The following is a 23069-nucleotide window of genomic DNA, read 5'->3' as shown; positions in this document are numbered from 1 at the left end:
TCGGGCGCCCGGCCGTTCCACTCCCAACCGTCACGGCGCCCGCGCGCCCTCAAGGCCAGACATGACTACCGCACTCGACCAGCTCAAGCAGTACACCACCGTCGTCGCCGATACGGGCGACTTCCAGCAGCTCGCCCAGTACAAGCCGCAGGACGCCACGACCAACCCGTCGCTGATCCTGAAGGCCGTGCAGAAGGCCGAATACCGTCCGCTGCTCGAAAAAACGGTGCGCGATCACGGGGGCGAATCGGTGGAATCGATCATCGACCACCTGCTGATCGCCTTCGGCACCGAAATCCTCAAGATCATTCCCGGCCGCGTGTCGACCGAAGTCGATGCGCGCCTCTCGTTCGACACGAAGCGCTCGATCGAGAAGGCCCACCACATCATCGAGCTCTACAAGGCGGCCGGCATCGGGCGCGAGCGCGTCCTCATCAAGCTCGCTTCGACGTGGGAAGGCATTCGCGCCGCCGAATCGCTGCAAAAGGAAGGCATCCACTGCAACATGACGCTGCTGTTCTCGCTCGCGCAGGCGGCCGCGTGCGCCGAGGCGGGCGCGCAACTGATTTCGCCGTTCGTCGGCCGCATCTACGACTGGTACAAGAAGGCCGCGGGCCCGAACTGGGACGAAGCGAAGGACGGCGGCGCGAACGATCCGGGCGTGCAGTCGGTGCGCGGCATCTACGCGTACTACAAGAAGTTCGGCTACAAGACCGAGGTGATGGGGGCGAGCTTCCGCACGACCAGCCAGATCGTCGAACTCGCGGGCTGCGACCTGCTCACGATCAGCCCGGACCTGCTGCAAAAGCTCCAGGACAGCAGCGAGAAGGTCGAGCGCAAGCTCTCGCCTGAAGCCTCCAAAGACACGCAGATCGAGCGCGTGCCGGTGGACGAGTCCTCGTTCCGCTTCCTCGTGAACGACGACGCCATGGCGACCGAAAAGCTGGCCGAAGGCATCCGCGCGTTCGCCGCCGACGCCGTGAAGCTCGAAAAGCTGATCGAGGAACTGCGGGCGCATTAACGCGGCCGCCTCGGGCCAAAACCCGAAACCCGAGCCTGCAAGGCTCGCGGGCCGCGCCAGGCTGCGCGGCCCGCACATCTCATTCCCGCCTCGCCACTCGCAAACCCTGGCCACGCAAATGCCGGTTGGCACGTTCCTGCGCGCCTAGAATCTGGGCAGCGGCACACACGAGGCCGCGCGATCCGGCCCTGGGTTCGGCCGGTTAGTCATCCCGTCCGCAAGGAAACCGACGATGCAAATCCAGCCCTACCTCTTCTACAACGGCGCCTGCGACGAGGCGATCGCGTTCTACCGCGAAGCGCTCGGTGCGCAGGAACTGTTCAAGATGCGCTTCAAGGACGCGCCGCCCGATCCGGCCCGGCCGCTCGCGCCCGAGCTCGCGGAGAAGGTCATGCACGCAACGCTCCAGATTGGCGACGCGCAGATCATGATGTCCGACGGCGGCTGCATGACGGAAAGCAACCGGTTCGCGGGTTTCGGCGTCTCGCTGACCGGCGCGGATACCGCTGCGGCAGAACGCTGCTTCAACGCGCTCGCCAAGGGCGGCCAGGTGACGATGCCGTTCCAGAAGACCTTCTGGTCGCCGGGCTTCGGCATGCTCACCGACCGCTTCGGCGTGCCGTGGATGGTGAGCGCGCCGCCGCAGGAAAGCGCCGCCGGCTGAGCGTCGCCTGTTGCGGTCTGTTGCGGTCTGTTACGGGTCGAGACCGGCAAGCGAGGCGCGTCACACCCGGGGATGCAGGGTCGCGCGCTCGATATTCCAGCGCGGCTCGGTTTCGAGCAGCAAGGCGCTCAGTTGCTCGACCTGCTCCTCTACCCGCTGGCCCAGCCAGTAAGGCCCCTGCAACTCGGGGGCAAGCAGGCTTGCGGCCGGCCGCGGCAGCCTTGCCGCGGGCGCGCCGTGCTGGACCTGTGTGGCCTCTTCGACCTTCGGGGCCGCCCCGCCGGCCGCCTCGTTGGCCACCTCATCGGCCGCAGCACTGCGCACCGCCTTGCGCAGCGCGCCCGCCGCAGCCTCAGGGTGGCGTCCGCCGCCAAAGCGCAGCGCCCGCGCCGTGCCGAGCAGCGCTTCGCGCACTCCCGCCCCGCCTTGCGCAAACGCCAACCGCACGGCTTCCTGCTCGCAGCGCTCGATGCCCGCGGACATCATCTCCAGCGCGCTCAGGAGCGCGCGGTGCAGCCGCTGGATCTGTTCGAGCCGCGCCAGCGGCACGTCGATCTCCTTGGACACCGAAGGCATCAACGCGCGCAGTTGCACGAGCCGGCCGTTCAGGCGCATGAAGGCGCGCACCTGCTCGTCGGCATCCACGCGCTCGCCGCGCACGATCCGCGCATAGAGGCGCGCGCACTCGCGCAGATTGTCGGCGAGGCTGTAGCGCCACGAATAGGTCGCGTGCAGCGGCAGCGCGAACGAAAACACCAGCGCGATCACGATGCCGATCATCACGTTCAGCGTGCGCCAGAGTCCCGTATCGATCAGGTTGTCGCCATGCCCCGCGACGATGCACATGGTGATCGCCGTGAGCAGCGCCACATAGGCGGGCTTGCCGATGGCATGCCAGGCGCACACGCCGGCGACGACCGACATCAACACGTAGGTGAGCCACAGGGAATGCGTGAACGCCTGCACGACGATGAGCGTGAGCCCGATACCCGCGCCGAGCAGCGTGCCGAGCGAGCGCTCGGCGGCCTTCTTGCGGATATTGCCCTGATGCTGGAGCCCGCCGATCACCACGAGCACCGTCACCGAGGACCAGATGCCGTGCGGAATGTCGATGCCCGTCGTCGCGACGATCGAGGCCAGCATCGCGAGCCCCACGCGCACGCTATGAATGAGCCGGGCGTTGCGATAGCGGTAGTACGGCGAAGCCAGCGCGCGCCACACGCGGGCGACCCGCGAGCGGCGGCGGCGCGGCCGGCCGGCCTGCGCAACCGGGGCGGCAGCGGCGGTATCGGGTTCGGAATGGGCCATGGTGCGGGCTAGAGCGAAAGCGGGAGCCGGTCGGGATCGGACGCCGTTTGGCGCGGCGTCGCAGCGATCATCGTGCACCAGAAAAACAAATGCCCGCAACTGGTGGTTGCGGGCATCGGCACAACGGGAAGGCTGAGGACAGCCTTGCCGTTCAGCCCTCCACGACGTCGAGATAGTCCTCGGGGCGCGTGCGGTCCTCGCCCTTTTGCATGCCGAGCACATGCACGAGCGCGGAAACGACCACCGCCACCACGATATTGACGATCAGCGACCACACCGCCGCGTAGCCGGGAATGGCCACGCCGAACAGATGCAGGACATAGATCGAGCCCTTGAGGTTCAGCGAGATCGCCATCCACGTGCCGGTCGCGATACCGGCGAGCCAGCCGAGCAGCAGGCCGCGATAGTCGAGCATGCGCGTGTAGAGACCGAACACGATGGCCGGCAGCGTCTGGATGATCCAGATGCCGCCCAGCAGTTGCAGCTGGATCGCGTAGGTAAGCGGCAGCCCGAGGATGAACGCTACCGCCCCCACCTTCACGATCAGCGACACCAGCTTGGCGACGTTGGTCTCCTGCTCGTGATTCATGTTGCGGTTGATGAACTCCTTGTGGATGTTGCGCGTGTACAGGTTCGCAGCGGCAATCGACATGATCGCGGCGGGCACGAGCGCGCCGATGCCGATGGCGGCAAACGCCACGCCCACGAACCACGGCGGGAAGAAGTGCAGGAACAGCGCCGGCACCGCGAAGTTCGGGCCGAAGGCCTTGAAGTACGGCGCGTACTCGGGCATGTCCTTCACCCCCGAGGCGAGCGCCATGAAGCCGAGCAGCGCGAGCAGGCCGAGCACGAGCGAGTACGCCGGCAGCATCGCCATATTGCGGCGGATGGTATTGCCCGACGAGGACGAGAGAATCGCCGTGACCGAGTGGGGGTACAGGAACAGCGCGAGCGCCGAGCCGACCGCGAGCGTCGCGTAGGCGCTATAGCCGTTCAGGCTGGTGGCGTCGGGAGCCTTGAGCAGCAGCTTCGCCGGCGGCACCGCGCTGAAGATATGGCCGAAGCCGCCCATCTGCGCGGGGATCACGATGATCGCGACGGCAATCGTGATGTAGATGAGCAGGTCCTTCACCACGGCGATCATGGCCGGCGCGCGCAGGCCCGACGTGTACGTGTAGGCCGCGAGAATCGCGAACGCGATGATGAGCGGCAGGTCGCCGACGAAGCCGGTCGTGTCGAAGCCGAGCGCGCCGATCACCACCTCGATCCCGACGAGCTGCAGCGCGATGTACGGCATGGTCGCGACGATGCCCGTCACGGCAACCGCGAGCGCCAGCGTGCGGCTGCCGTAGCGCGCGCTCACGAAGTCGGCCGAGGTCACGTAGCTATGGCGCTTCGCAATGGCCCAGAGCTTGGGGAACACCACGAACGCGAACGGATAGATCAGGATCGTGTAGGGCAGCGCGAAGAAACCCGTTGCGCCCGCGCCGAACACGAGCGCCGGCACCGCCACGAAGGTATAGGCGGTGTAGAGGTCGCCGCCCAGCAGGAACCAGGTGACGACCGTGCCGAAGCGGCGGCCGCCGAGGCCCCATTCGTCGAGATGGGCGAGGTCGCCCTTGCGCCAGTGCGCGGCGACGAAGCCGAGAATCGTGACGCCGATGAAGAACAGGACAAAGACAAAGGTCGCGGTGAGATTCATTGCGCGCCCCCTGCACTGCCTTTGTTGCGGTTCTTCGTCTTGTGATAGACGAGCGCGGTGATCACGGCGCTGATGAGAACCCAGGCCAGTTGATACCAGTAGAAGAACGGGAAATCCCACAGCGTGGGCTCGACCTTGTTGTACGACGGTACCCAGATCATCGCGATCCAGGGCAGCACCAGCAGCCAGAGCCAGTGCCTGCTTCCCTTGCCGGCGTCGGCGTCGTGAGCCATGACGTCTCCTCTTTCCTTATAGTGATGTGCGAGCCGCCCCGTGGGGCGTTCTTTGGCCGAGTGGGCGGATAGCCCGCAAGGTCCCCGAAAGCGTCAAAAAGAGTATCGAGCGCGCGCCGCCCGGTCAAGACGGGGCGACCCCAATCCCGGCGTCGCTGTCAAGGGGCGACGGCGTGCCCGTGCGCCTGTGCACCCGAAAGCGGCAGACGCAAAAAAGGCCGGCGATGGGCATGGCCGGCCCCGGATGTCTGCAAGCGGCCCGGCGCCGTCGCAGCGGCTGACCGGGCATGAAGCGCGCGCTCAGATCGCGAACATTTCGCCGCTCTGGCCGCTCTGGCCGCTCGATTCGCGCAGCGCCTTCACCCACTGATGCGCGGGCAGGCCGAGACGGGTTTCGATGAGGCGCGCACGCTTTTCCAGCGCTGCCCACGTGACCTCGAGCGCCGGCCCCGAAAACGCAAGCGCGATGCGATTGCCGTCGTGCACCTCGGGCAGCGCGATCACGCGGCCTTCGAAGGCTTCGTTCAGGCGCTTCATGTTGCGCACGAAGCTCGGATGATCGCCGAACAGGTTGATCGTCGCGATGCCGGCGTCGGTCAGGCAGGCGCGCGCCGCGCGATAGAACGCCACGCTGTCGAGCACCGGGCCGCGCGCGGTCGCGTCATAAACGTCGATCTGCAGCGCGCCGATCGTGCCGTGGTTCGCGCGCTCGTTCACGAAATCCCAGGCGTCGAGCTCGCGCACGGCGAGGCGCGCGTCGTCGTACGGCAGGTCGAACATCGTGCGCGCGGCCACCACGACGGCCGGATTCAGTTCGATGGCCTCGACCTTCGCGGGACGCAGGTACTGATGCGCAAACTTCGTGAGCGACGCGGCGCCGAGACCGAGCTGCACGATACGCCTGGGGGTGGCGAGGAACAGCAGCCAGGCCATCATCTGCTGCGCGTATTCGAGTTCGATGTGATGCGGCTTCTTCAGGCGCATCGCGCCTTGCACCCACTCGGTGCCGAAATGCAGATAGCGCACGCCGTCCTCCTCGGAGAACGTCACCGGCGCGAAACGCGGCTTGCGCGGGGCTTCGATGACCGGGGCTTCGTCGAGGTCGGCGGCGGCGCGGCGCGCACGGGCGGCGCGCTTCGCCTCGTGCGCCTCGCCGGCGGCCTTCGCGCGCGGCGCGGCAGCGGATTCTGCCTTGCGTGCAGCAGCATTTCGGGCGTTGGGGGCAGTGCGGAATGCGCGCGCCTCGGCCGAGGCGCGTTTGATCAAAGTCGTCATGTGGAGAATGTCGTACTGAAGAGGCGGTTTCCCGGGCGAACGCAAGCATAGCATTCGCGGCAGCCCGTACCCGTCCAGGACGCGCAGCGCCCGCTACCGCGACGTCAGTTGCAGGCGGTCGCGCCGCTTATCGTCGTGCAATGGTGCACGCTCCAGTGGCTCCCGCCCTGCAGCCCCACACCGGCATTCGTCCCGCCGATCGCCTCGACGCCCGGCTGCGGCGGCCCCGGCCTGAACCGCATCTCGACGCGCCCCACATGCAGCGTGAAGGGCGCCGGCGGAAACGGCCCGGCGGCCCCGATCGCGCGCTCGACGGCTGCGTCCCAGGCGGCGTCGCCGCTCGAGCGCGAGAGCCTCACCGTATCGGCCGCGCCGGATGCCGTCAGCGTCATCGAGACGACCGCCTCGGGATTGCCGCTCACGCTTGTGGTGGCCACAACCATGTTGCTGGCGAGCCGACAGCTCACGTAGCGCTCCCATTGCGTGCCGCTCAGGGTCGATTCGGTCGGCGGCGCGAAGCCCGGCGTGGCGACGCGCGCGAGACAGCGGCTCGTGACGGTTTGCGGCGGCGGCAGGTCAGGCGTATTGGCCGTGGGCGTGGGAGCGGGACCAGGCGGCGGCGGGCTGCTTGCGCATCCTGCCAATGCGGTGAGCGCGGCAAGTGCAACAGCCAGCGAAGTCGCGCCCGCAACCGCGAGCAAACGGCGCTTCTTGTTGCTCTCGTTGTTCTTGTTTTTCTTCATGGCAATGGCAGCTCCAGTGCGTTGGCGAGCCCTCTCCCGCCATCGGTCATGCTAGCGCGCCGGGTTTGCAGCGGGCTTACGCCGTTGCGGGAAGTCGTCGTGTGACTGGAGCCACTGCCTGCCAGGCCAAAAGACCGACTTTCCGCAAAGCTCGGGCGCACAAACCATACCGGGCGGACGCGATGTATGGCGATATCGCCTTGTCCACCCCGCAATCCGGCATCCGGCCAGGCAATCAGTACCGCTTACGATTTTCACACTCTCGATTCTGTGGCGCCTGCGAGTGGGCACTTCGCCCAGCCGTTCAAGCGGAAAAGGATCGCCAGTGGGCCGTCAAGTACGCCGGTTTTTCGAGGCCTATAACGAGAGGGTTGAGCGCGATAGCCTGCCGCTCGCCCAATACCGGGCATTCTGATAGCCCGGCTGGATACACCGACACTGGCTGCGATTCCACGAAACGAATTGACCCAATCCGTTACGTCGCGGCTTCACCGGCAGGACGAGATCATCTCGGCGCCGGACCGATTGTTTGGCGCCGGGTAAGCAGCCAGATACGCCAGAACGCTTGCTGACGCTCAAACGCGTCCGGATGCGTCATTCGATTGCCGCAGTTGCCGCCAAACGGCCAGTTTCTCTGCGTATGTGACTGAGGCATAGGCAGGACTGCTTGATGGCAGGCGGAGCAATCTGTATTGCCCGCCGCGCTCGCCAAGCGTATTCATTCCGATTTTGGCGGCGGTCCCGCCATTAAAGGCGATGGTGGCCAGATTCGGCAATGTGTCGACAAGCGCGATCAAGTCGTTGCTCGCATGGTCGCGTATGCGGCTGTCGAGACTCCCGATACGACGAGCCTCGGCAACGACGTCCCATAGACCGATACGGTATTCGAGCAACGTGTCAAGACGCGTTGCATAGTCCATCCCGACCAGATTCTGTTCTATGGCCTCCCCGACAAGCGCCCAGAACTTGTTCTGCTTATGCGCGTAATACTGCTGCTGCGCAAGCGACGCCTCCCCCGGCAGGCTGCCCAGGATCAGCACGCGCGTCCGGGCGTCGACAACCGGCGGAAAAGAGCGCTTGAACGTCATGGCCGAAGTCCAGGCACGCTCATCGCGGCGCGCCATGTTCGCGCTGCGCCCCATGCGCGCGCGAAGCCGTATGGTCGAGCGGCCCGCGCTCGCGCCCGGAGTGAACGGCACGCGAACCCGCCGCCGAAGCGGTCCCGTCGAGATGCGTCCACAGCGCGGGCAAAAAGCACTCGGTGACAAGCAGCGGCGCACCGTGCCGCTCGAACACGGAACGGCGCGCAACGAACGCATGCGGCGCCTGTCCCGCCGTCTGCCTCGCGGCGAGCGCATAAAGCGAATGCCGCGCACCCACGCGCCGGCTCACGAGCGCCGAGCGCGCCACGCCGCTGTCGCTATAGAGCAGTTCGGCGAGGGGCCGCGTGCGCAGGCTGCGCATCGCCTGCCAGATGCCGTGGCTCGCGCCGAGCGGCGTCGCACTGTGGGCGGCCACGAACGGCACGCCTTCGACGACAAGCGCGATCTCGCGCACCCACGCGCGCTCGCGCGGCGCGAGCGCGAGGGCCGCGCGCTCGTCGGGCCAGGGCAGGTCCACGGCCTCGCGCGTCACGCGTACCTCGACCTTGCCCAGCGCGCGCAGATGCGCAGTCAGCGAACCGCCGCGCGTGAGCCAGTCTTTCTGATCGGCACTGAAGGCCGGCAGGGGGGCGGCGCGCCAGTGCGCGTCGGCGGCATCGAATCGGATAGGCATGGCGCGCATTATAGGCTTCGCCCCCGCCGCGCCGCCTGCCCGCGCGCGCGAAAAAGAAACCCCTCACGGCACAGCATGCCGTGAGGGGTTTCGAGAGGCTTGCGACGCTCAGCCAAGCCCCGGATCTACGCCACCGATTGCCTCAACCGATCGACCCAACCGATCCACCCGACTTAGCGCGCCAGCAGCAGCGCGTTCGTGCGCTTGACGAAACTTGCCGGGTCCTCCAGCGCGCCGCCCTCGGCGAGCAGCGCCTGATCGAAGAGCAGGTGGCACCAGTCGGCGAAATCGGCGCGGTCGGCCGCGAGCCCCTTCACGAGCGGGTGCTCCGGGTTCACCTCGAGGATCGGATGGAACTCGGGCGCGTTCTGCCCGGCCGCCTTCAGCATGCGCTGCAGGTAGCCGCTCATCTCGCCATCGTCGGCCACGAGGCACGACGGCGAGTCGGTCAGGCGGAACGTGAGGCGCACGTCCTTCGCCTTGTCCTTGAGCGTTTCCTTCATCTTCTCGACGAGCGGCTTGAATGCTTCGCCCACCTTCTCCTGCTGCTGCTTTTCCTCGTCGTTGAGCGTGCCCAGATCGAGGTCGCCGCGCGCCACGCTCGCAAGCGGCTTGCCGTCGAACTCGGTCAAGAACGAGAGCACCCATTCGTCCACGCGATCCGTGAGGAGCAGCACTTCCACGCCCTTCTTGCGGAACACTTCGAGGTGCGGGCTGTTCTTCGCCGCCTGCCACGTATCCGCCGTGACGTAGTAGATCTTCGTCTGCTCGGGCTTCATGCGCGCCACGTAGTCGGCCAGCGAAACGCTCTGCTCGGCCGTGTCGTTGTGCGTGGACGCGAAGCGCGCGAGCTTCGCCACGCGCTCGCGATTGGCGTGATCCTCGCCGATGCCTTCCTTCAGCACCTGGCCGAACTCGGTCCAGAAGGTCTTGTACTTCGCCTTGTCCTCTTCCTTCGCCTCGGCGTCGGTCTGCGCGCCGGCGAGCTCTTCGAGCATCGACAGTACGCGCTTGGTCACGCCGTCGCGAATCGCCTTCACGTCGCGGCTTTCCTGCAGGATTTCGCGCGACACGTTGAGCGGCAGATCCGCCGAATCGACCACGCCCTTCACGAAGCGCAGGTAGTTCGGCAGCAGTTGATCGGCGTCGTCCATGATGAAGACGCGCTTCACATAGAGCTTCAGGCCGCTCTTGTGGTCGCGGTTCCACAGGTCGAACGGCGCGTGCGCCGGCACGTAGAGCAGTTGCGTGTATTCGCTGCGGCCTTCCACGCGGTTATGCGTCCAGGCGAGCGGATTCTCGTTGTCGTGCGCGAGATGCTGGTAGAACTGCTGGTACTGCTCGTCGCTGATGTCGCTCTTCGCGCGCGTCCACAGCGCGCTCGCCTGGTTGATGGTCTCGAATTCGTCCTTCGTGACCATCTCGCTCTTTTCGGCGTCCCACTCTTCCTTCTTCATTTCGATGGGCAGGCCGACGTGATCCGAATACTTCTGGATGATCGACTTGAGCTTCCACGCCGAAAGCAGGTCGTCCTCGCCTTCGCGCAGATGCAGCGTGATGGTCGTGCCGCGCTGCGCCCGCTCGACCGGCTCGACCGAGAACTCGCCCTCGCCCGCGCTTTCCCAGCGCACGCCCTGCGCCGCGGGCAGTCCCGCGCGGCGGGTTTCGACGCTGATCTTGTCCGCGACGATGAAGCCCGAGTAGAAGCCCACGCCGAACTGGCCGATCAGCGCCGCGTCCTTCTGCTGGTCGCCCGAGAGCTTGCCGAAGAATTCCTTCGTGCCCGAGCGGGCGATCGTGCCGAGGTTGGCGACCGCTTCGTCATGGCTCATGCCGATGCCGTTGTCCTCGATCGTGAGGGTGCGCGCCGCCTTGTCGTAGCCCACGCGGATGCGCAGGTTGGGATCGTTTTCATAGAGCGCGGCGTCGCCGATCGCCTCGAAGCGCAGCTTGTCTGCCGCGTCGGACGCGTTCGAAACGAGTTCGCGCAGGAAAATTTCCTTGTTGCTGTACAGCGAATGGATCATCAGGTGCAGAAGCTGTTTCACTTCCGCCTGGAAACTCATCGTTTCTTGAGCCATATTCGAGAGTCCTCTTTCGTTGTTCGGGAGTTTCGTTGCAAGGCGCATCGGAAGCCGCCTGCGCCGCGTGGCTTATGCCCGTTGCTCGATGCCGGTTGCGTCACACGCGATCTGCGCGCGTATGCGCGCGTGCACGCCGCGCGCATACCGCATAAGGCGCGCCGAGCGCCCAGATGGGGACGCCCCGCCGCTCTTTCAAGGGCCGGTGCCCGTGCCGCGCCGCGCGACGCCGTCCAGATAGTTCGCGAGGAACGCGGGCAGCGCCGGATCGCCGCAGTTCGCCACGTTAAAGCGCATCCAGGTCGTGGGCGACTGGTGGGGCGAAAAGAGGCTGCCCGGCGCGAGCAGGAAGCCGGCCTCATGCCCCGCGGCGGTGAGCGCGTCGGCATCCACGCCGGTGTCCGCCCACAGGAACATGCCGGCGCCGGGCGCCGCAAAGAGGCGCAGGCCCGCGCGCTCCAGCATGCGCGCGGCCTTGTCGCGCACGGTATCGAGCCGCCCGCGCAGGCGCTCGACGTGGCGCCGGTAATGGCCCTCGGTCAGCACGCGGTACAGCACGCGCTCGTTGAGCTCGGGGCTCGTCATGCCCACCAGCATCTTCTGGTCGCTCACCGCCTGGCTGACGCCGAGGCCCGACGCGATGAAGCCCACCCGCAGATTCGGCGCGAGCGTCTTCGAAAAACTGCCGAGGTAGATCACGCGGCGCAACTGGTCGAGGCTCGCGAGGCGCGTGGCCGGATAGCCCGCCGGGCACAGGTCGCCGTAAATGTCGTCTTCGACCACGATGAAGTCGTACTGCTCGGCGAGCCGCAGGATGCGAAACGCCTGGGCCGCCGTGAGCGAGGTGCCGGTGGGATTCTGCAGCACCGAGTTGATGACCAGCATCTTCGGCCGCCAGGTCTCCAGGAGCGATTCGAGCGCGTCCAGATCCGGCCCTTCGGGCGTGTACGGCATGCCCACGAGCCGCGCGCCCTGCGACGCGAAGCGCCCGAACATCTGGAACCACGCGGGGTCGCCCACCACGACCGTATCGCCGGGCTGCACGTAGAGGCGCGCGAGCAGGTCGATGGCCTGGGTGATGCCGGAAACGAGCACGATCTGCTCGGGCGAGGCGCCGATCTCGAGCTCGGCAAGCCGCGTCTGAAGCTGCTGGCGCAGCGGCAGAAAGCCCAGCGGCGAGCCGAAGCCGAGCAGCGGCGTGCCGCTCTGGCGCCCGAGCGAGCGCAGCGCGCCGGTAATCAGTTCGCCGTCCAGCCAGCGCGCGGGCAGATAGCCGAGGCCCGGGCCCTTCTCCGGATGCGTGGACGAGTGCAGCATGTTGCGCAGCAGCCAGACCACGTCGATGGTGGAAGGCGCGGGCGGTGCCTGGGCCTCGTCGGCGGCGCTGCCGGCCGCGGCGCCGCGCCGCTCGATGGGCGTGACGTTCGCCACGCGCTCGCGCACGTAGAAGCCCGAGCCGCGCCGCGAATCGAGATAGCCCTGGGCGACGAGACGCTCGTAGGCCTCGACCACCGTGAAACGCGACACGCCCTTGTCGAGCGCGAGCTTGCGGATCGACGGCATGCGCATGCCGGGGCGGAACACGCGTTCCTCGATGCGGCGGCGCCCCCACTGCACGAGCTGATCGACGAGCGTGAGCGTGGCCGCGTCGTGCGGCGCGGGAATCTGGTCGAGCGGGACGGAGGACATGGTGGCTCCCAACTGTACCGAACACTATCGGACCGATTGTACCGTTACTGTCTGTCTTCATACCGGTACATTTGACGTCACGCGTACCGGTAAGGATGCGCGGGTTTTACCCGCCCCCGTCCCCCCCACCGGTCACGCTAGCCCCGTTTCGGCAGCTTCGCCTGTGCCGGGCGACAGCGGCATGCCGCCGGCCCCTGTCGAAGAAGCTGCCGGGCGCGCTCGCCCGCGCCCACGTATTTCGCAACCGCAACCGGAACGCCCACCCATCGGGACCGCACCTGCCCGGCGGCCCCGCCAGACAGAAACGAACACGAAAAGATGAAAGCACGCGAAACCCAGGGCATGCTGCTCGGCCTCGTCGGGGTCATGATCTTCAGTCTCACGCTGCCGATGACGCGCATCGTCGTCGCCGAATTCCATCCGCTCCTCAACGGCCTCGGCCGGGCGCTGCTGGCCGCGGTCCCCGCCGCCGCGCTGCTCGCATGGCGCCGCGAAAAGCGTCCCAGCTGGCCGCAGGTGAAAGGCCTGGCGGTGGTGTCGCTCGGCGTGATCGTGGCGTACCCGGTGTTCTCCGCGTGGGCCATGAAGAGCGTGCCGGCCTCGCATGGCGCGATCGTCAACGGCCTGCAGCCGCTCGCCGTGGCGATCTACGCCGCCTGGCTCTCGCACGAGCGGCCCTCGAAGGCCTTCTGGGTCAGCGCCCTCTTCGGCAGCGCACTGGTTGTCGCGTTCGCCCTGCAGGCGGGCGGCGGCTCGCTGCATGCCGGCGACGCCTGGATGCTCGTGGCGGTGGGGATCGGCGCGCTCGGCTATGCCGAAGGCGCCCGGCTCGCACGGCAACTGGGCGGCTGGCAGGTGATCTGCTGGGCGCTCGTGCTCTCCGCGCCGTTTCTCGCGCTGCCGGTGGGCTGGCTCGCCTGGCAGCAGCATCTCGCGCATCCGGGCCCCGTCGCGCTCAAGACCTGGCTCGCGTTCGGCTACGTCACGCTTTTCTCGCAGTTCCTCGGCTTCTTCGCCTGGTACGCGGGCCTCGCCATGGGCGGCACCGCGCGCGTGGGCCAGGTGCAACTGCTGCAGATCTTCTTCACGATGGCGTTCTCGGCGCTGCTGTTCGGCGAGCACGTGGCGCCGTCCGCCTGGCTCTTCGCGGCGGCCGTGATCCTCACCGTGATGATCGGCCGGCGTGCCGCCATCCAGACCGCGCCGCAACGCGTGCGCACCGCCTGACGACGATGCGCCGATTCAGGTCATAATCGAATGCTTGACGCTTAAAGCTTCATTCGCTCACCCTCAATAAGGAGACCCTCATGGATCACAGCGACCTTCAAGCCGCCCGCACCTGGCAACTGTCAGAACGCGCCATCAAGCTCACCAGCTCGGCGATTCGCGAAATCCTGAAGGTCACCGAGCGTCCCGAGGTCATCTCCTTCGCGGGCGGCCTGCCTTCGCCCGCCACCTTCCCGGCCGAGGAAATGCGTGCCGCCGCCGATCGCATCCTGCGCGACAACCCGGCCGCCGCGCTCCAGTACAGCGCGACCGAAGGCTACCTGCCGCTGCGCGAATGGGTGGCCGCGCGCCACTCGCACGGCGGCGTGAAGATCCGCGCGTCGCAGGTGCTCATCACCACCGGCTCGCAGCAGGCGCTCGACCTGCTCGGCAAGGTGCTGATTTCGCCCGACAGCCCCGTGCTGGTGGAAACGCCTACCTACCTCGGCGCGCTGCAATCGTTCTCGCTCTACGAGCCGCGCTACGTGCAGATGCCCACGGACGACGAAGGCCTCGTGCCCGAAGGGCTCACGCCTCAGTTGACGGAGCGCGCGCGCCTGCTCTACGCAATCCCGAGCTTCCAGAACCCCACCGGCCGCCGCCTGCCGCTCGCGCGCCGCGAAGCGCTCGCCGCGTTCGCGAAGCGCGCGCCGTTCCCGGTGGTCGAAGACAATCCCTACGGCGAGCTCGACTACGCGGGCGAGCCGCTGCCCACGCTGCTCTCGATGGCGCCCGAGCACATCGTGCATCTGGGCTCGTTCTCGAAGGTGCTCGCGCCGGGCCTGCGCGTGGGCTACATCATCGCGCCCGAGGCGCTGCACCACAAACTGGTGCAGGCGAAGCAGGCCACCGACCTGCACACGCCGAGCTTCACGCAGCGCATCGTCCACGAAGTGGTGAAGGACGGCTTTCTCGACACGCACATCCCGAAGATCCGCGCGCTCTATCGCAGCCAGTGCGAGGCCATGCACGCGGCGCTGGCGCGCTTCATGCCCGAAGGCGTGAGCTGGAACCGTCCCGAAGGCGGCATGTTCATCTGGGTGAACCTGCCCGCGCACATCGACGCCATGAAGCTGCTCGAAGCGGCGATCGCGCAGAACGTGGCATTCGTGCCCGGCGCGCCGTTCTTCGCGGGCGAAGCGCGGCACAATACGCTGCGCCTGTCGTTCGTCACGGTCCCGCCCGCGAAGATCGACGAAGGCGTTGCGAAGCTCGGCGCGCTTATCCGCGCGCAAGCCGGTGCTCAAGCTGGCGCTTAGATTCGCGCGCACGGCTAACGCCCTGCAGGCCCGGAGCGCCCGCATAGACGCGCGCCCGGGCTCATCCGGTTTCCATTGTTTTCTCTCTCGCACGAGGACTTCTGATCATGGCTGACATCAACATCTACGACCGTCTCGAACAGCTCGGCATCGAACTGCCGCAGGCCGGCGCGCCCGCCGCCGCGTACGTGATGAGCGCCCAGAGCGGCAACACGGTCTACCTGTCCGGCCACATCGCCAAAAAAGACGGCAAGGTGTGGGCCGGCAAGCTGGGCGACACGCTCGGCACCGAAGAAGGCAAGGCCGCCGCGCGCAGCATCGCCATCGACCTGCTCGCCACGCTGCACACGCATACGGGCGACCTCAACAAGGTCAAGCGCATCGTCAAGCTGATGAGCCTCGTGAACTCGACGCTCACCTTCACCGAACAGCACCTCGTCACGAACGGCGCCTCGGAGCTGATCGCCGACGTGTTCGGCGAGAAGGGCAAGCATGCGCGCTCGGCGTTCGGCGTCGCGCAGATTCCGCTCGGCGCCTGCGTCGAGATCGAACTGATCGCCGAAGTCGAGTAAGCCTTCGGCGAAACCGGGCCGCCGCGCGGACCGGCGGCCCGGTTTCAAGCAGCAAGGCTGCCGGTCGTGTTCCCTCCCCTCACGACTTTCACGCCATGACTCAACACAGCGCCCAACCCGGCGTTCGCTTCAAACAGGTCGACGTCTTCACGTCGGTCCCCTTCAAGGGCAACCCGCTCGCCGTCGTGTTCGATGCCGACGGGCTCGACGCCGCGCAGATGCAGGCCATCGCGCGCTGGACCCATCTCTCCGAAACGACCTTCCTGCTCGCGCCCACCGACCCGCGCGCCGACTATCGCGTGCGCATCTTCACGACGCGCGGCGAGTTGCCGTTCGCGGGGCACCCCACGATCGGCACGGCCCATGCGCTGCGCGAAAGCGGCTACACGCCGAAGACCCCGGGCCGCCTCGTGCAGGAATGCGGCGCGGGCCTCGTCGACCTCGCCGCGCGCGGCGGCAGCGAGCACAGTTGGGCCTTCTCCGCGCCGCCCGCGCGCGTGACCCCGCTGCCCGCGTCCGGGTACGCCGCGCTGCGTGCCGCCTTGCGCTCCGATGCCGTCGACTTCGACGCCGCGCCCTGTGGGGTGGACAACGGCGCGCCCTGGCTCGTCGTGCGCTTCGCCTCGGCCGAGGCGGTGCTCGCCCTCGCCCCCGACATGCAGGCCATCGCAACGATCGCCGCGGGGGTGGGTGCGCAGGGCCTCGCGGCCTATGGCCCGCATGCGCCTGGCGGCCCGGCCACCTTCGAAGTCCGCTGCCTGATGACGGGACTCGGCAACGGCGAAGATCCGGTGACGGGCAGCGCCAATGCCGCAATCGCCTTGTTGCTCGACCAGCAGAATTGCCGCCCCGGCACGCAGTACACGGTGCGCCAGGGCACCGCGATGGGGCGCGACGGTCGCGTCGCCATCGACTACGACGACGCCACCGGCCGGATCTGGGTCGGCGGCCATGCCGTCACCGTCATCGACGGCACCTGCCGCCTCGTCTGACAGCGCGCGCGGGCACGCTGCCTGCGCGTAGCCGCATGCGCCGAACCACGGCCTTCCTGGCGGGCCGTCCCGCAAACCGGCTCCTCCTCCGCGCGCCATCTGCTTTGTTTATGCGCAGCCGCACACCTATGCACCGCGGATAGGCGTCGTGGGCGCGCGGCAACAGGACTGGCGTATACCCGAGGGGGTTGCGCTTCCTTAAACAATCTCCAACCATTAATATCGAAACATCGGGCGCCCGGAGGCCGACTCCGGGCGCCCGTATTCCCATTCCGCGCGTTCCTTGCGCACTACAACACTCAGCCGTCCCGCAGAGCATGCCGCCGATGAAACCGAGCGCCTCGTTGCCGTCCCGGCCGCCGCATCCGCGGCATGGCGAATCATGCGCGCGCCGGTCGCGATGAGCCCGAACCGCCGACCGTTCTCCCGCGAACCCGGCCCCCGCAGCGTGCCCGGCCCGGCCTTCGCGCGCCCCCGCACGCTGCTGGCGATCCCGCTCCTCGGCGTGCTCGTGCTCGTGCTGCTGTGGGCGGTGATCTTCACGCGGCTCTCGGTCGAAAAGGAAGCGACCCTGCGCGAGGCCACGGCCTCGGCCGCCATTCTCTCGGCCGCGCTCGAACAGCACACGGTCAAGGCCATCCACCAGGTGGACCAGATCACGCGCTTCGTGAAGTACGAGTTCGAGAAGTCGCCCAACAATTTCAATCTCGCGAGCACGGTCGAAAAAGGCGTCGTGCAAAGCGACTCGCTCGTGCAGGTCTCGCTCATCGACGAGCACGGCAAGCTGGTGGCCAATACCGCCGACCCGAACCCGAAGCCGATCGACCTCTCCGACCGCGAACACTTCCGCGTGCACGAGCACGAGAACGACGACCAGCTCTATATCAGCAAGCCCGTGCTCGGCCGCCTGTCGGGGCACTGGACGCTGCAGATGACGCGCCGCCTCAATCATCCGGACGGCTCGTTCGCGGGCGTGGTGGTGGTCTCCGAAGACCCGGGCTACTTCACGAGCGACTTCTACAACAACGCGGCCATCGGCCGGGACGGCGTGATCGCCGTGATCTCGGACACGGGCGCCGTGCTGGCGCGCCGCACCGGCAACGCCGAGCGGACGAGCGGCACGTTCTCGGCAAGCGGCGTGTACCCGATCTCCGAGCATGTTTCGGGCACCTACGTCGATCCGATCGACCACGTCACGCGCATCGTCTCGTACCGGCATATCGACGGCTATCCGCTGGGCGTGCTCGTGGGCCTTTCGCAGGCCGAAGAATTCGCCGACTACAACCACACGCGCGACGTCTACCTGATGATGGCGACGTTCATCTCGCTTGCCATGCTCTCGTTCTTCGCCGTGGCGACGGGGCTGATCGGCAAGCTGCTCGGGCGCGAGCGCGAGATGTCGCAGCTCGTGCAGTACGATCTGCTCACGGGCCTGCCCAACCGCTACGCCACGCTGCAGCGGCTGCGCTACGAGGTCTCGCAGCCGGCCAACCTCGGGCGCCTCGCGATCCTCTTCATCGACCTCGACAACTTCAAGACGGTGAACGACACGCTCGGCCACAACGCGGGCGACATCGTGCTGCAGATGAGCGCGGCGCGCCTTGCCGACGCGGTGGGCACGGGCGGCACGCTCGCGCGCATCGGCGGCGACGAGTTCGTGGTGATCGTGAAGGGCGACGACATCGAAAAACGCGCCATCGCGCTCGCGGAAGCGACCAACGCGGCGTTCACGCATCCGTTCGACGTGCGCGGCAGTGCGTTCGTGCTGCACGCGAGCACGGGCATCGCGCTCTATGCAGTCGCGCACGAGAGCGAGATCGACCTGCTCAAGAAGGCCGACCTCGCCATGTACGCGGCGAAGGAAGCGGGCCGCAACTGCTTCCGCTTCTACTCGCCGCAGCTCGCGCATCGCGCCGACCACCTGATGAAGTGGGAGCAGCAGTTGCGCGTGGCGCTCGCCGAAGGGCAGCTCTTTCTCGCCTATCAGCCGAAGATCGACCTGCGCCGCCGCTGCATCACGGGCTTCGAGGCGCTGGTGCGCTGGAACCATCCGCAGTACGGCCTGATTCCGGCCAGCGAATTCATTCCGGTGGCCGAATCGACGGGCCTCATCGTGCCGGTGGGCGACTTCGTGATCCGCACGGCCTGCGCGCAGCTCGCGCAATGGCAGCAGCAGGGCTACGAAACGCTCTCGCTCGCCATCAACATCTCCGCCGTGCAGTTCTGGCGCGGCGACCTCTACGAGACGGTGGCGCACGCGATCGAGGAAACCGGCATCGCGGCGCACCGGCTGGAGCTCGAGATCACCGAGACGGCGATGATGGAGTATCCCGAACTCGTGTCCGAGAAGATCTTCGCCTTGAAGCGCCTCGGCGTGCGCGTGGCGCTCGACGACTTCGGCACGGGCTATTCGTCGCTCTCGTACCTGAACCGCTTCGCCGTGGATACGCTCAAGGTGGACCGTTCGTTCGTGCAGGCCATCCCCGCCGACCGCAGCGTGTGCGTGATGGTCTCGGCCATCGTGAATCTCGCGCGCTCGCTCGGCCTCACGGTGGTCGTAGAAGGCACGGAGACCGAAGAGCAGATCGCGTGGCTTTCGGCGCTCGGACCGATCGAAGCGCAAGGCTTCCTGTTCTCGCGCCCCGTGCCCGTGGACGGCGTGCCCGCGCTGATCGAGCGCTTCGGCGTGTGCGGGATGGCGCATGCCGGCGGCACGGCCGAGCAGGGCGAGCGCGTGAGCGACGCGTCGCAGCCGCGCTAGGCCCGAGAGCCAGGAGGCTTGCGGGCCCCGGCTCGCGGCGGCCGGCCGCGCGCGTATCGCACGCCAACCTCGCGTGCGCCATCGACCTGATTGAACTCTGTGCGGGATGCCATGCCCGCGTCCCATGCCGCAATGGAGAATCGTTCCGACGACCTCACCGCCACGCTGCGCCACCCGCCGCTCGACGCATCGATCGAGCCGCCGCGCCACTCGCTCTGGTCGCTCTTTCGCGTGGTACTGAGCCGCTCCGCGGTTTCGTGGGGCGGCCTCGCGCTGATGGCGCAGCTCGAACAGCATTACGTCGAACGCGAAGCGCAGCTCACGCCGGCCGCCTTCTCCGACCTCGTGGCGCTCGCCTGGATGGTGCCGGGCCCGGTGGGCTGCAACGTCGCCGTGCAGCTGGGCCACGCCATACGCGGACGCTCGGGCGCGTGGGTGGCCGGCGTCGCCAGCGTGCTGCCCTTCTTCGCGCTGATGACGCTCTTCGCCATCTTCTACCGCACGCCGCTCGTGCACGCGGTGGCCTCGCGCACGCTGCTCAATCACTTCAGCGTCGTGCTGGGCATGCTGATCGGCGTGACCTGGTACCGGCAAACGCGCGCCCTCGTGCGCGGGCGTCTCGAATGGGCCGCCGCGCTTCTCGCCTGCATCGCGCTCGCTATCGCGACCAGCGGCGGCGCTTACGTCGCCATTCTCTGCGTGGCCTTCGGGGCGGGCTGGCTCGCGAGCCCCGCGCAGTCCATACCGCTCGCGATCGGCATGACGCGCAGCGATGTCTGGCTGCTCGCCGCCCTCGCGGCGCTGATCGCCGTCTTCGCGCTGCCGCTGCCCTATCCGCTCGAAAGCGTCTTGCTGTGGCCGCGCCTCGCGGGCGCCGGCATGACGCTCTTCGGCGGCGGTTTCTCCGCGCTGCCGGTGCTCAAGACGCTGTTCGTCACGCCCGCCATCGGCGTCACCAACGACGACTTCACGCTCGCCTTCTCGCTCTCCCCGCTCTCGCCGGGGCCGCTGCTCAACGTGGTGCCGTTCTTCGGCTATCTCGTGGATGGCTGGCTCGGCGCGCTCGTGGCCACGCTCGCGCTGTTCGTGCCGTCGGGCTGCCTTGTGGTGCTCGCCCAGCGGCACCTGCACCGCATGAAGGCGAATCCGCGCTTCGAGCACGCCATGCGCGTGCTGCGCGCGGGCACCACGGCCTTTCTCGCCATCGCCGTCTGGCATATCGCGGTACGCGTGCCCTTGCAGCCCGCGTACTTCGCCACGGCGACCTTCGCCGCCCTGTGCTTCGGCAAGTTCAAGCTGCCCGCGTATGCCGTCTATGCCGCGGTGGGCACCGCGTGCGGGCTGTGGCTCGCATACGGCTGAATCTGCGGCTGCGGCTGCAGCCACAGACTCAGCCGCGCGCGCTTCATCAGCGTGACTGAGCCTGCGTCAAGCCGCCGAAAAACGCCCGCGCATTGTCTTCGAGGCTCGCGAGGTGATAGCCGCCCTCCTGCACGATCACCGAAGGCAGATCGAGCGCGCCGATGGCGGCGCCCAGGCGCCCGAAGCCCTCGGTGCTCACCGCCACCTTCGACTGCGGATCGTCCTTGTAGATGTCGAAGCCGAGCGCGAGCACCAGCGCGTCCGGCTCGAAACGCCGGAGCACGCGCAGCGCGGCGTCCACGCGTTCGAAGAAGACCTCTTCGGACGCGCCGTGCGGCATCGGCAGATTGACGTTGTAGCCCTCGCCCGCGCCGTCGCCGCGCTCGTCCTCGTAGCCCGCCACCACCGGGTAGAAGTTCGTCGGGTCGCCGTGGATGGAGATGTAGAGCACGTCGTCGCGCCCGTAGAAGATCTCCTGCACGCCCTGGCCGTGGTGCATGTCGGTGTCGAGAATCGCCACGCGCGGGAACCGGCGCCTGAGCGACTGCGCGGCAATGGCTGCATTGTTGAGGTAGCAGAAGCCGCCTGCCGCGTCGGCGCGCGCATGATGGCCGGGCGGCCGGCACAGCGCGTAGCTCGCGCGCGCGCCCTCGTTCACGGTCGCGGCCGCCGCCAGCGCGCTTTGCGCCGACCAGTACGCCGAACGCCACGTATTCGCGCCCACCGGGCAACTGCCGTCGGCGAGATAGCGCGCGGCCTGCGCGAGCACGCCACGCAGCGGGTTGGGGTCGCGCACGTAGATGTTCGACATCACTTCGTCGCCCCAGTCCTCGGGCATGCGTTTCCACTGCGCATGCGCTTCTTCGAGAAAACGCAGATAGTTCATGTCGTGCACGGCCGCGATGGGCGCCGTGCCGAAGTCGGCGGGCTCGCGGACTTCGAAGCCGAGCGAATGGGCCGCCTTCACGAGGCGCGCCGCGCGTTCGGGCACTTCCTGCGGCTCGCGCATCTGGCCGCGCGACAGATAGGTGCGCGGATGGTGCAGCAGTTGTTCGGGATGAAACCAGGTCAACATCGTTAGCACTCCTTCTTCAATCGCTACGCTGCGGCCGCAATGCGGACGCCCGCGCGCGCAGCCACCGCGTTCAGCAATACGTTCGTGCCGGCCGTGACGTCTTCGGGCAGCGCGTCCTCGGCCTCGTTATGCGAGAGGCCGTCCACGCACGGAATGAACACCATCGCCGTGGGGCAATAGCGCGCGAGGTGAATCGCGTCGTGACCGGCCCCGCTCACGATACGCTCGTTCGAGTAGCCGAGCGCCGTCACCGCCTGGGCGACGAGGTCCACGCACTGCGCGTCGAACGGCGTGGCGGGGCTCGTCCAGCAAGGGGCGATGGCAACGCCCAGACCGCGCGACGCGGCCGCCCGTTCGCAGGCCGCGCGCACGTCGCGCTCCATGGCGTCGAGCTGGGCGTCGTCGGGATGGCGGATATCGACCGTGAACGTGAGGTTCGCCGCAATCGTGTTGCGCGAGGAATTCGCGACCTGCACCTGCCCGATCGTCACGAGGCCGAGCGGCGCGTAGCGGGCGATCACGCGCTCGATTTCCAGCGCCATCTGCGCGGCGCCGAAGAACGCGTCCTTGCGGTAGCGCATGGGGGTCGTGCCCGCATGCGCGGCCACGCCCGTCACCGTCACGTCGAACCAGCGGATCGCCTGGCCGCCCGTCACCACACCGATGGCCGTGCCGTTCGCTTCGAGAATCGGCCCCTGTTCGATATGCGCTTCGAAATACGCATCGACGGCAACGCCCGTCACCGGCCGCGTGCCGCGCGCACCGCACGCATCGAGCGCGGCGCCGAGCGTCACGCCTTCGGCATCTTCGCGAGCGAGCGCATCGGCGAGCGGCATCGCGCCCGCGAACACCGCCGAGCCGAGCATGGCCGGCGTGAAACGGGCGCCCTCCTCGTTGGTCCACGAACAGATTTCGATGGGCTTCTCCGTCACCGCCTGTGCATCGTTCAAGGCGCGCACCACTTCCAGCGCCGCCAGCACGCCATAGACGCCGTCGAAGCGGCCGCCCTCGGGCTGCGTATCGAGGTGACTGCCCATCAGCACGGGTGCCGCGTGCGAGTTCGCGCCTTCGCGGCGCGCAAACAGGTTGCCCACTTCGTCGGTAACGACGCTCATGCCCGCCTCGCGGCACCAGCGCGCGAACAATTCGCGCCCGCGCCGGTCCTCTTCGGTCAGCGCGAGACGGCGCACGCCGCCGCCCGCGGTCGCGCCGATTTGCGCCATTTCCATCAGGCTCGCCCAGAGGCGCGCCCCGTCAATCTGCAGCAGATCTTTCATCGTGACTTCCATC

19 protein-coding genes are annotated in these 23069 nt (G+C 67.7%); 8 read left to right on the top strand and 11 right to left on the bottom strand.

Annotated elements, in window-relative coordinates:
- Positions 1 to 61: 61 nt before the first annotated feature.
- A complete protein-coding gene (gene tal / locus BFE01S_RS14750) occupies positions 62 to 1021 on the top strand; it encodes a transaldolase (RefSeq protein ID WP_028226186.1) in 960 nt (319 codons plus the stop codon).
- Positions 1022 to 1253: 232 nt separating this feature from the next.
- Positions 1254 to 1685, top strand: a complete 432-nt coding sequence (locus BFE01S_RS14745) for a VOC family protein (RefSeq protein WP_028226185.1) — start codon at positions 1254 to 1256, stop codon at positions 1683 to 1685.
- 60 nt (positions 1686 to 1745) lie between these two features.
- Here BFE01S_RS14745 and BFE01S_RS38635 read toward each other — a convergent pair whose 3' ends face one another.
- From BFE01S_RS38635 to BFE01S_RS14700, 9 genes are all read right to left on the bottom strand, one after another.
- A complete protein-coding gene (locus tag BFE01S_RS38635) occupies positions 1746 to 2993 on the bottom strand; it encodes an FUSC family protein (protein ID WP_084169847.1) in 1248 nt (415 codons plus the stop codon).
- A gap of 151 nt (positions 2994 to 3144) precedes the next feature.
- Positions 3145 to 4695 carry a monocarboxylate uptake permease MctP gene (gene mctP / locus BFE01S_RS14735; protein WP_028226184.1) on the bottom strand — a complete coding sequence of 517 codons (1551 nt, stop codon included), beginning with the start codon at positions 4693 to 4695 and terminating at the stop codon, positions 3145 to 3147.
- Positions 4692 to 4928, bottom strand: a complete 237-nt coding sequence (locus tag BFE01S_RS14730; RefSeq protein WP_028226183.1) for a DUF3311 domain-containing protein — start codon at positions 4926 to 4928, stop codon at positions 4692 to 4694. The genes mctP and BFE01S_RS14730 overlap by 4 nt, the downstream gene beginning before the upstream one ends.
- A 300-nt stretch (positions 4929 to 5228) precedes the next feature.
- On the bottom strand, positions 5229 to 6203 hold the full coding sequence (locus BFE01S_RS14725; protein ID WP_028226182.1) for a class I SAM-dependent methyltransferase: 975 nt from the start codon (positions 6201 to 6203) through the stop codon (positions 5229 to 5231).
- Between the two features lie 104 nt (positions 6204 to 6307).
- Complete coding sequence (locus BFE01S_RS14720; protein WP_028226181.1) at positions 6308 to 6946, bottom strand: energy transducer TonB; 639 nt, start codon at positions 6944 to 6946, stop codon at positions 6308 to 6310.
- A 575-nt stretch (positions 6947 to 7521) separates the two neighbouring features.
- Positions 7522 to 8034: a DNA-deoxyinosine glycosylase gene (locus BFE01S_RS14715; protein WP_028226180.1), complete on the bottom strand. Its 513-nt coding sequence runs from the start codon at positions 8032 to 8034 to the stop codon at positions 7522 to 7524.
- A 19-nt stretch (positions 8035 to 8053) separates the two neighbouring features.
- A complete protein-coding gene (locus BFE01S_RS14710; protein ID WP_028226179.1) occupies positions 8054 to 8722 on the bottom strand; it encodes a chorismate--pyruvate lyase family protein in 669 nt (222 codons plus the stop codon).
- Positions 8723 to 8895: 173 nt separating this feature from the next.
- Positions 8896 to 10803 (bottom strand): molecular chaperone HtpG, encoded by a 1908-nt coding sequence (htpG, locus tag BFE01S_RS14705; protein WP_028226178.1) that lies wholly within the window; start codon positions 10801 to 10803, stop codon positions 8896 to 8898.
- Between the two features lie 195 nt (positions 10804 to 10998).
- A complete protein-coding gene (locus BFE01S_RS14700) occupies positions 10999 to 12492 on the bottom strand; it encodes an aminotransferase-like domain-containing protein (RefSeq protein WP_028226177.1) in 1494 nt (497 codons plus the stop codon).
- A gap of 318 nt (positions 12493 to 12810) precedes the next feature.
- Between BFE01S_RS14700 and BFE01S_RS14695 the strand changes: the two genes are divergently transcribed.
- The 6 genes from BFE01S_RS14695 to BFE01S_RS14670 all read left to right on the top strand — a co-directional run bounded on the left by BFE01S_RS14695 (position 12811) and on the right by BFE01S_RS14670 (position 20704).
- Positions 12811 to 13719: a DMT family transporter gene (locus BFE01S_RS14695; RefSeq protein WP_028226176.1), complete on the top strand. Its 909-nt coding sequence runs from the start codon at positions 12811 to 12813 to the stop codon at positions 13717 to 13719.
- 80 nt (positions 13720 to 13799) lie between these two features.
- Positions 13800 to 15017, top strand: coding sequence for an aminotransferase-like domain-containing protein (locus BFE01S_RS14690; protein ID WP_028226175.1), 1218 nt, complete (start codon positions 13800 to 13802; stop codon positions 15015 to 15017).
- Positions 15018 to 15124: 107 nt separating this feature from the next.
- Entirely contained in the window at positions 15125 to 15589 is a 465-nt protein-coding gene (locus BFE01S_RS14685) for a RidA family protein (RefSeq protein WP_028226174.1), read from the top strand.
- A 95-nt stretch (positions 15590 to 15684) separates the two neighbouring features.
- Positions 15685 to 16581 carry a PhzF family phenazine biosynthesis protein gene (locus BFE01S_RS14680; protein ID WP_028226173.1) on the top strand — a complete coding sequence of 299 codons (897 nt, stop codon included), beginning with the start codon at positions 15685 to 15687 and terminating at the stop codon, positions 16579 to 16581.
- 400 nt (positions 16582 to 16981) lie between these two features.
- Positions 16982 to 19342, top strand: coding sequence for a bifunctional diguanylate cyclase/phosphodiesterase (locus BFE01S_RS14675; RefSeq protein WP_028226172.1), 2361 nt, complete (start codon positions 16982 to 16984; stop codon positions 19340 to 19342).
- A gap of 132 nt (positions 19343 to 19474) precedes the next feature.
- On the top strand, positions 19475 to 20704 hold the full coding sequence (locus BFE01S_RS14670) for a chromate transporter (protein WP_042337669.1): 1230 nt from the start codon (positions 19475 to 19477) through the stop codon (positions 20702 to 20704).
- A gap of 46 nt (positions 20705 to 20750) precedes the next feature.
- On the opposite strand, the gene BFE01S_RS14665 is transcribed toward BFE01S_RS14670, so the two are convergent.
- Together BFE01S_RS14665 and BFE01S_RS14660 are read right to left on the bottom strand one after the other, a co-directional pair.
- Positions 20751 to 21779 carry a histone deacetylase family protein gene (locus tag BFE01S_RS14665; RefSeq protein ID WP_028226170.1) on the bottom strand — a complete coding sequence of 343 codons (1029 nt, stop codon included), beginning with the start codon at positions 21777 to 21779 and terminating at the stop codon, positions 20751 to 20753.
- Positions 21780 to 21802: 23 nt separating this feature from the next.
- Positions 21803 to 23056 carry a Zn-dependent hydrolase gene (locus tag BFE01S_RS14660; RefSeq protein WP_028226169.1) on the bottom strand — a complete coding sequence of 418 codons (1254 nt, stop codon included), beginning with the start codon at positions 23054 to 23056 and terminating at the stop codon, positions 21803 to 21805.
- Positions 23057 to 23069 lie beyond the last annotated feature (13 nt).

It is taken from the genome of Paraburkholderia ferrariae NBRC 106233 (assembly GCF_000685035.1).
GTDB classification, from domain to species: Bacteria; Pseudomonadota; Gammaproteobacteria; order Burkholderiales; family Burkholderiaceae; genus Paraburkholderia; species Paraburkholderia ferrariae.
This window is presented reverse-complemented; position numbering and strand designations above follow the sequence as displayed.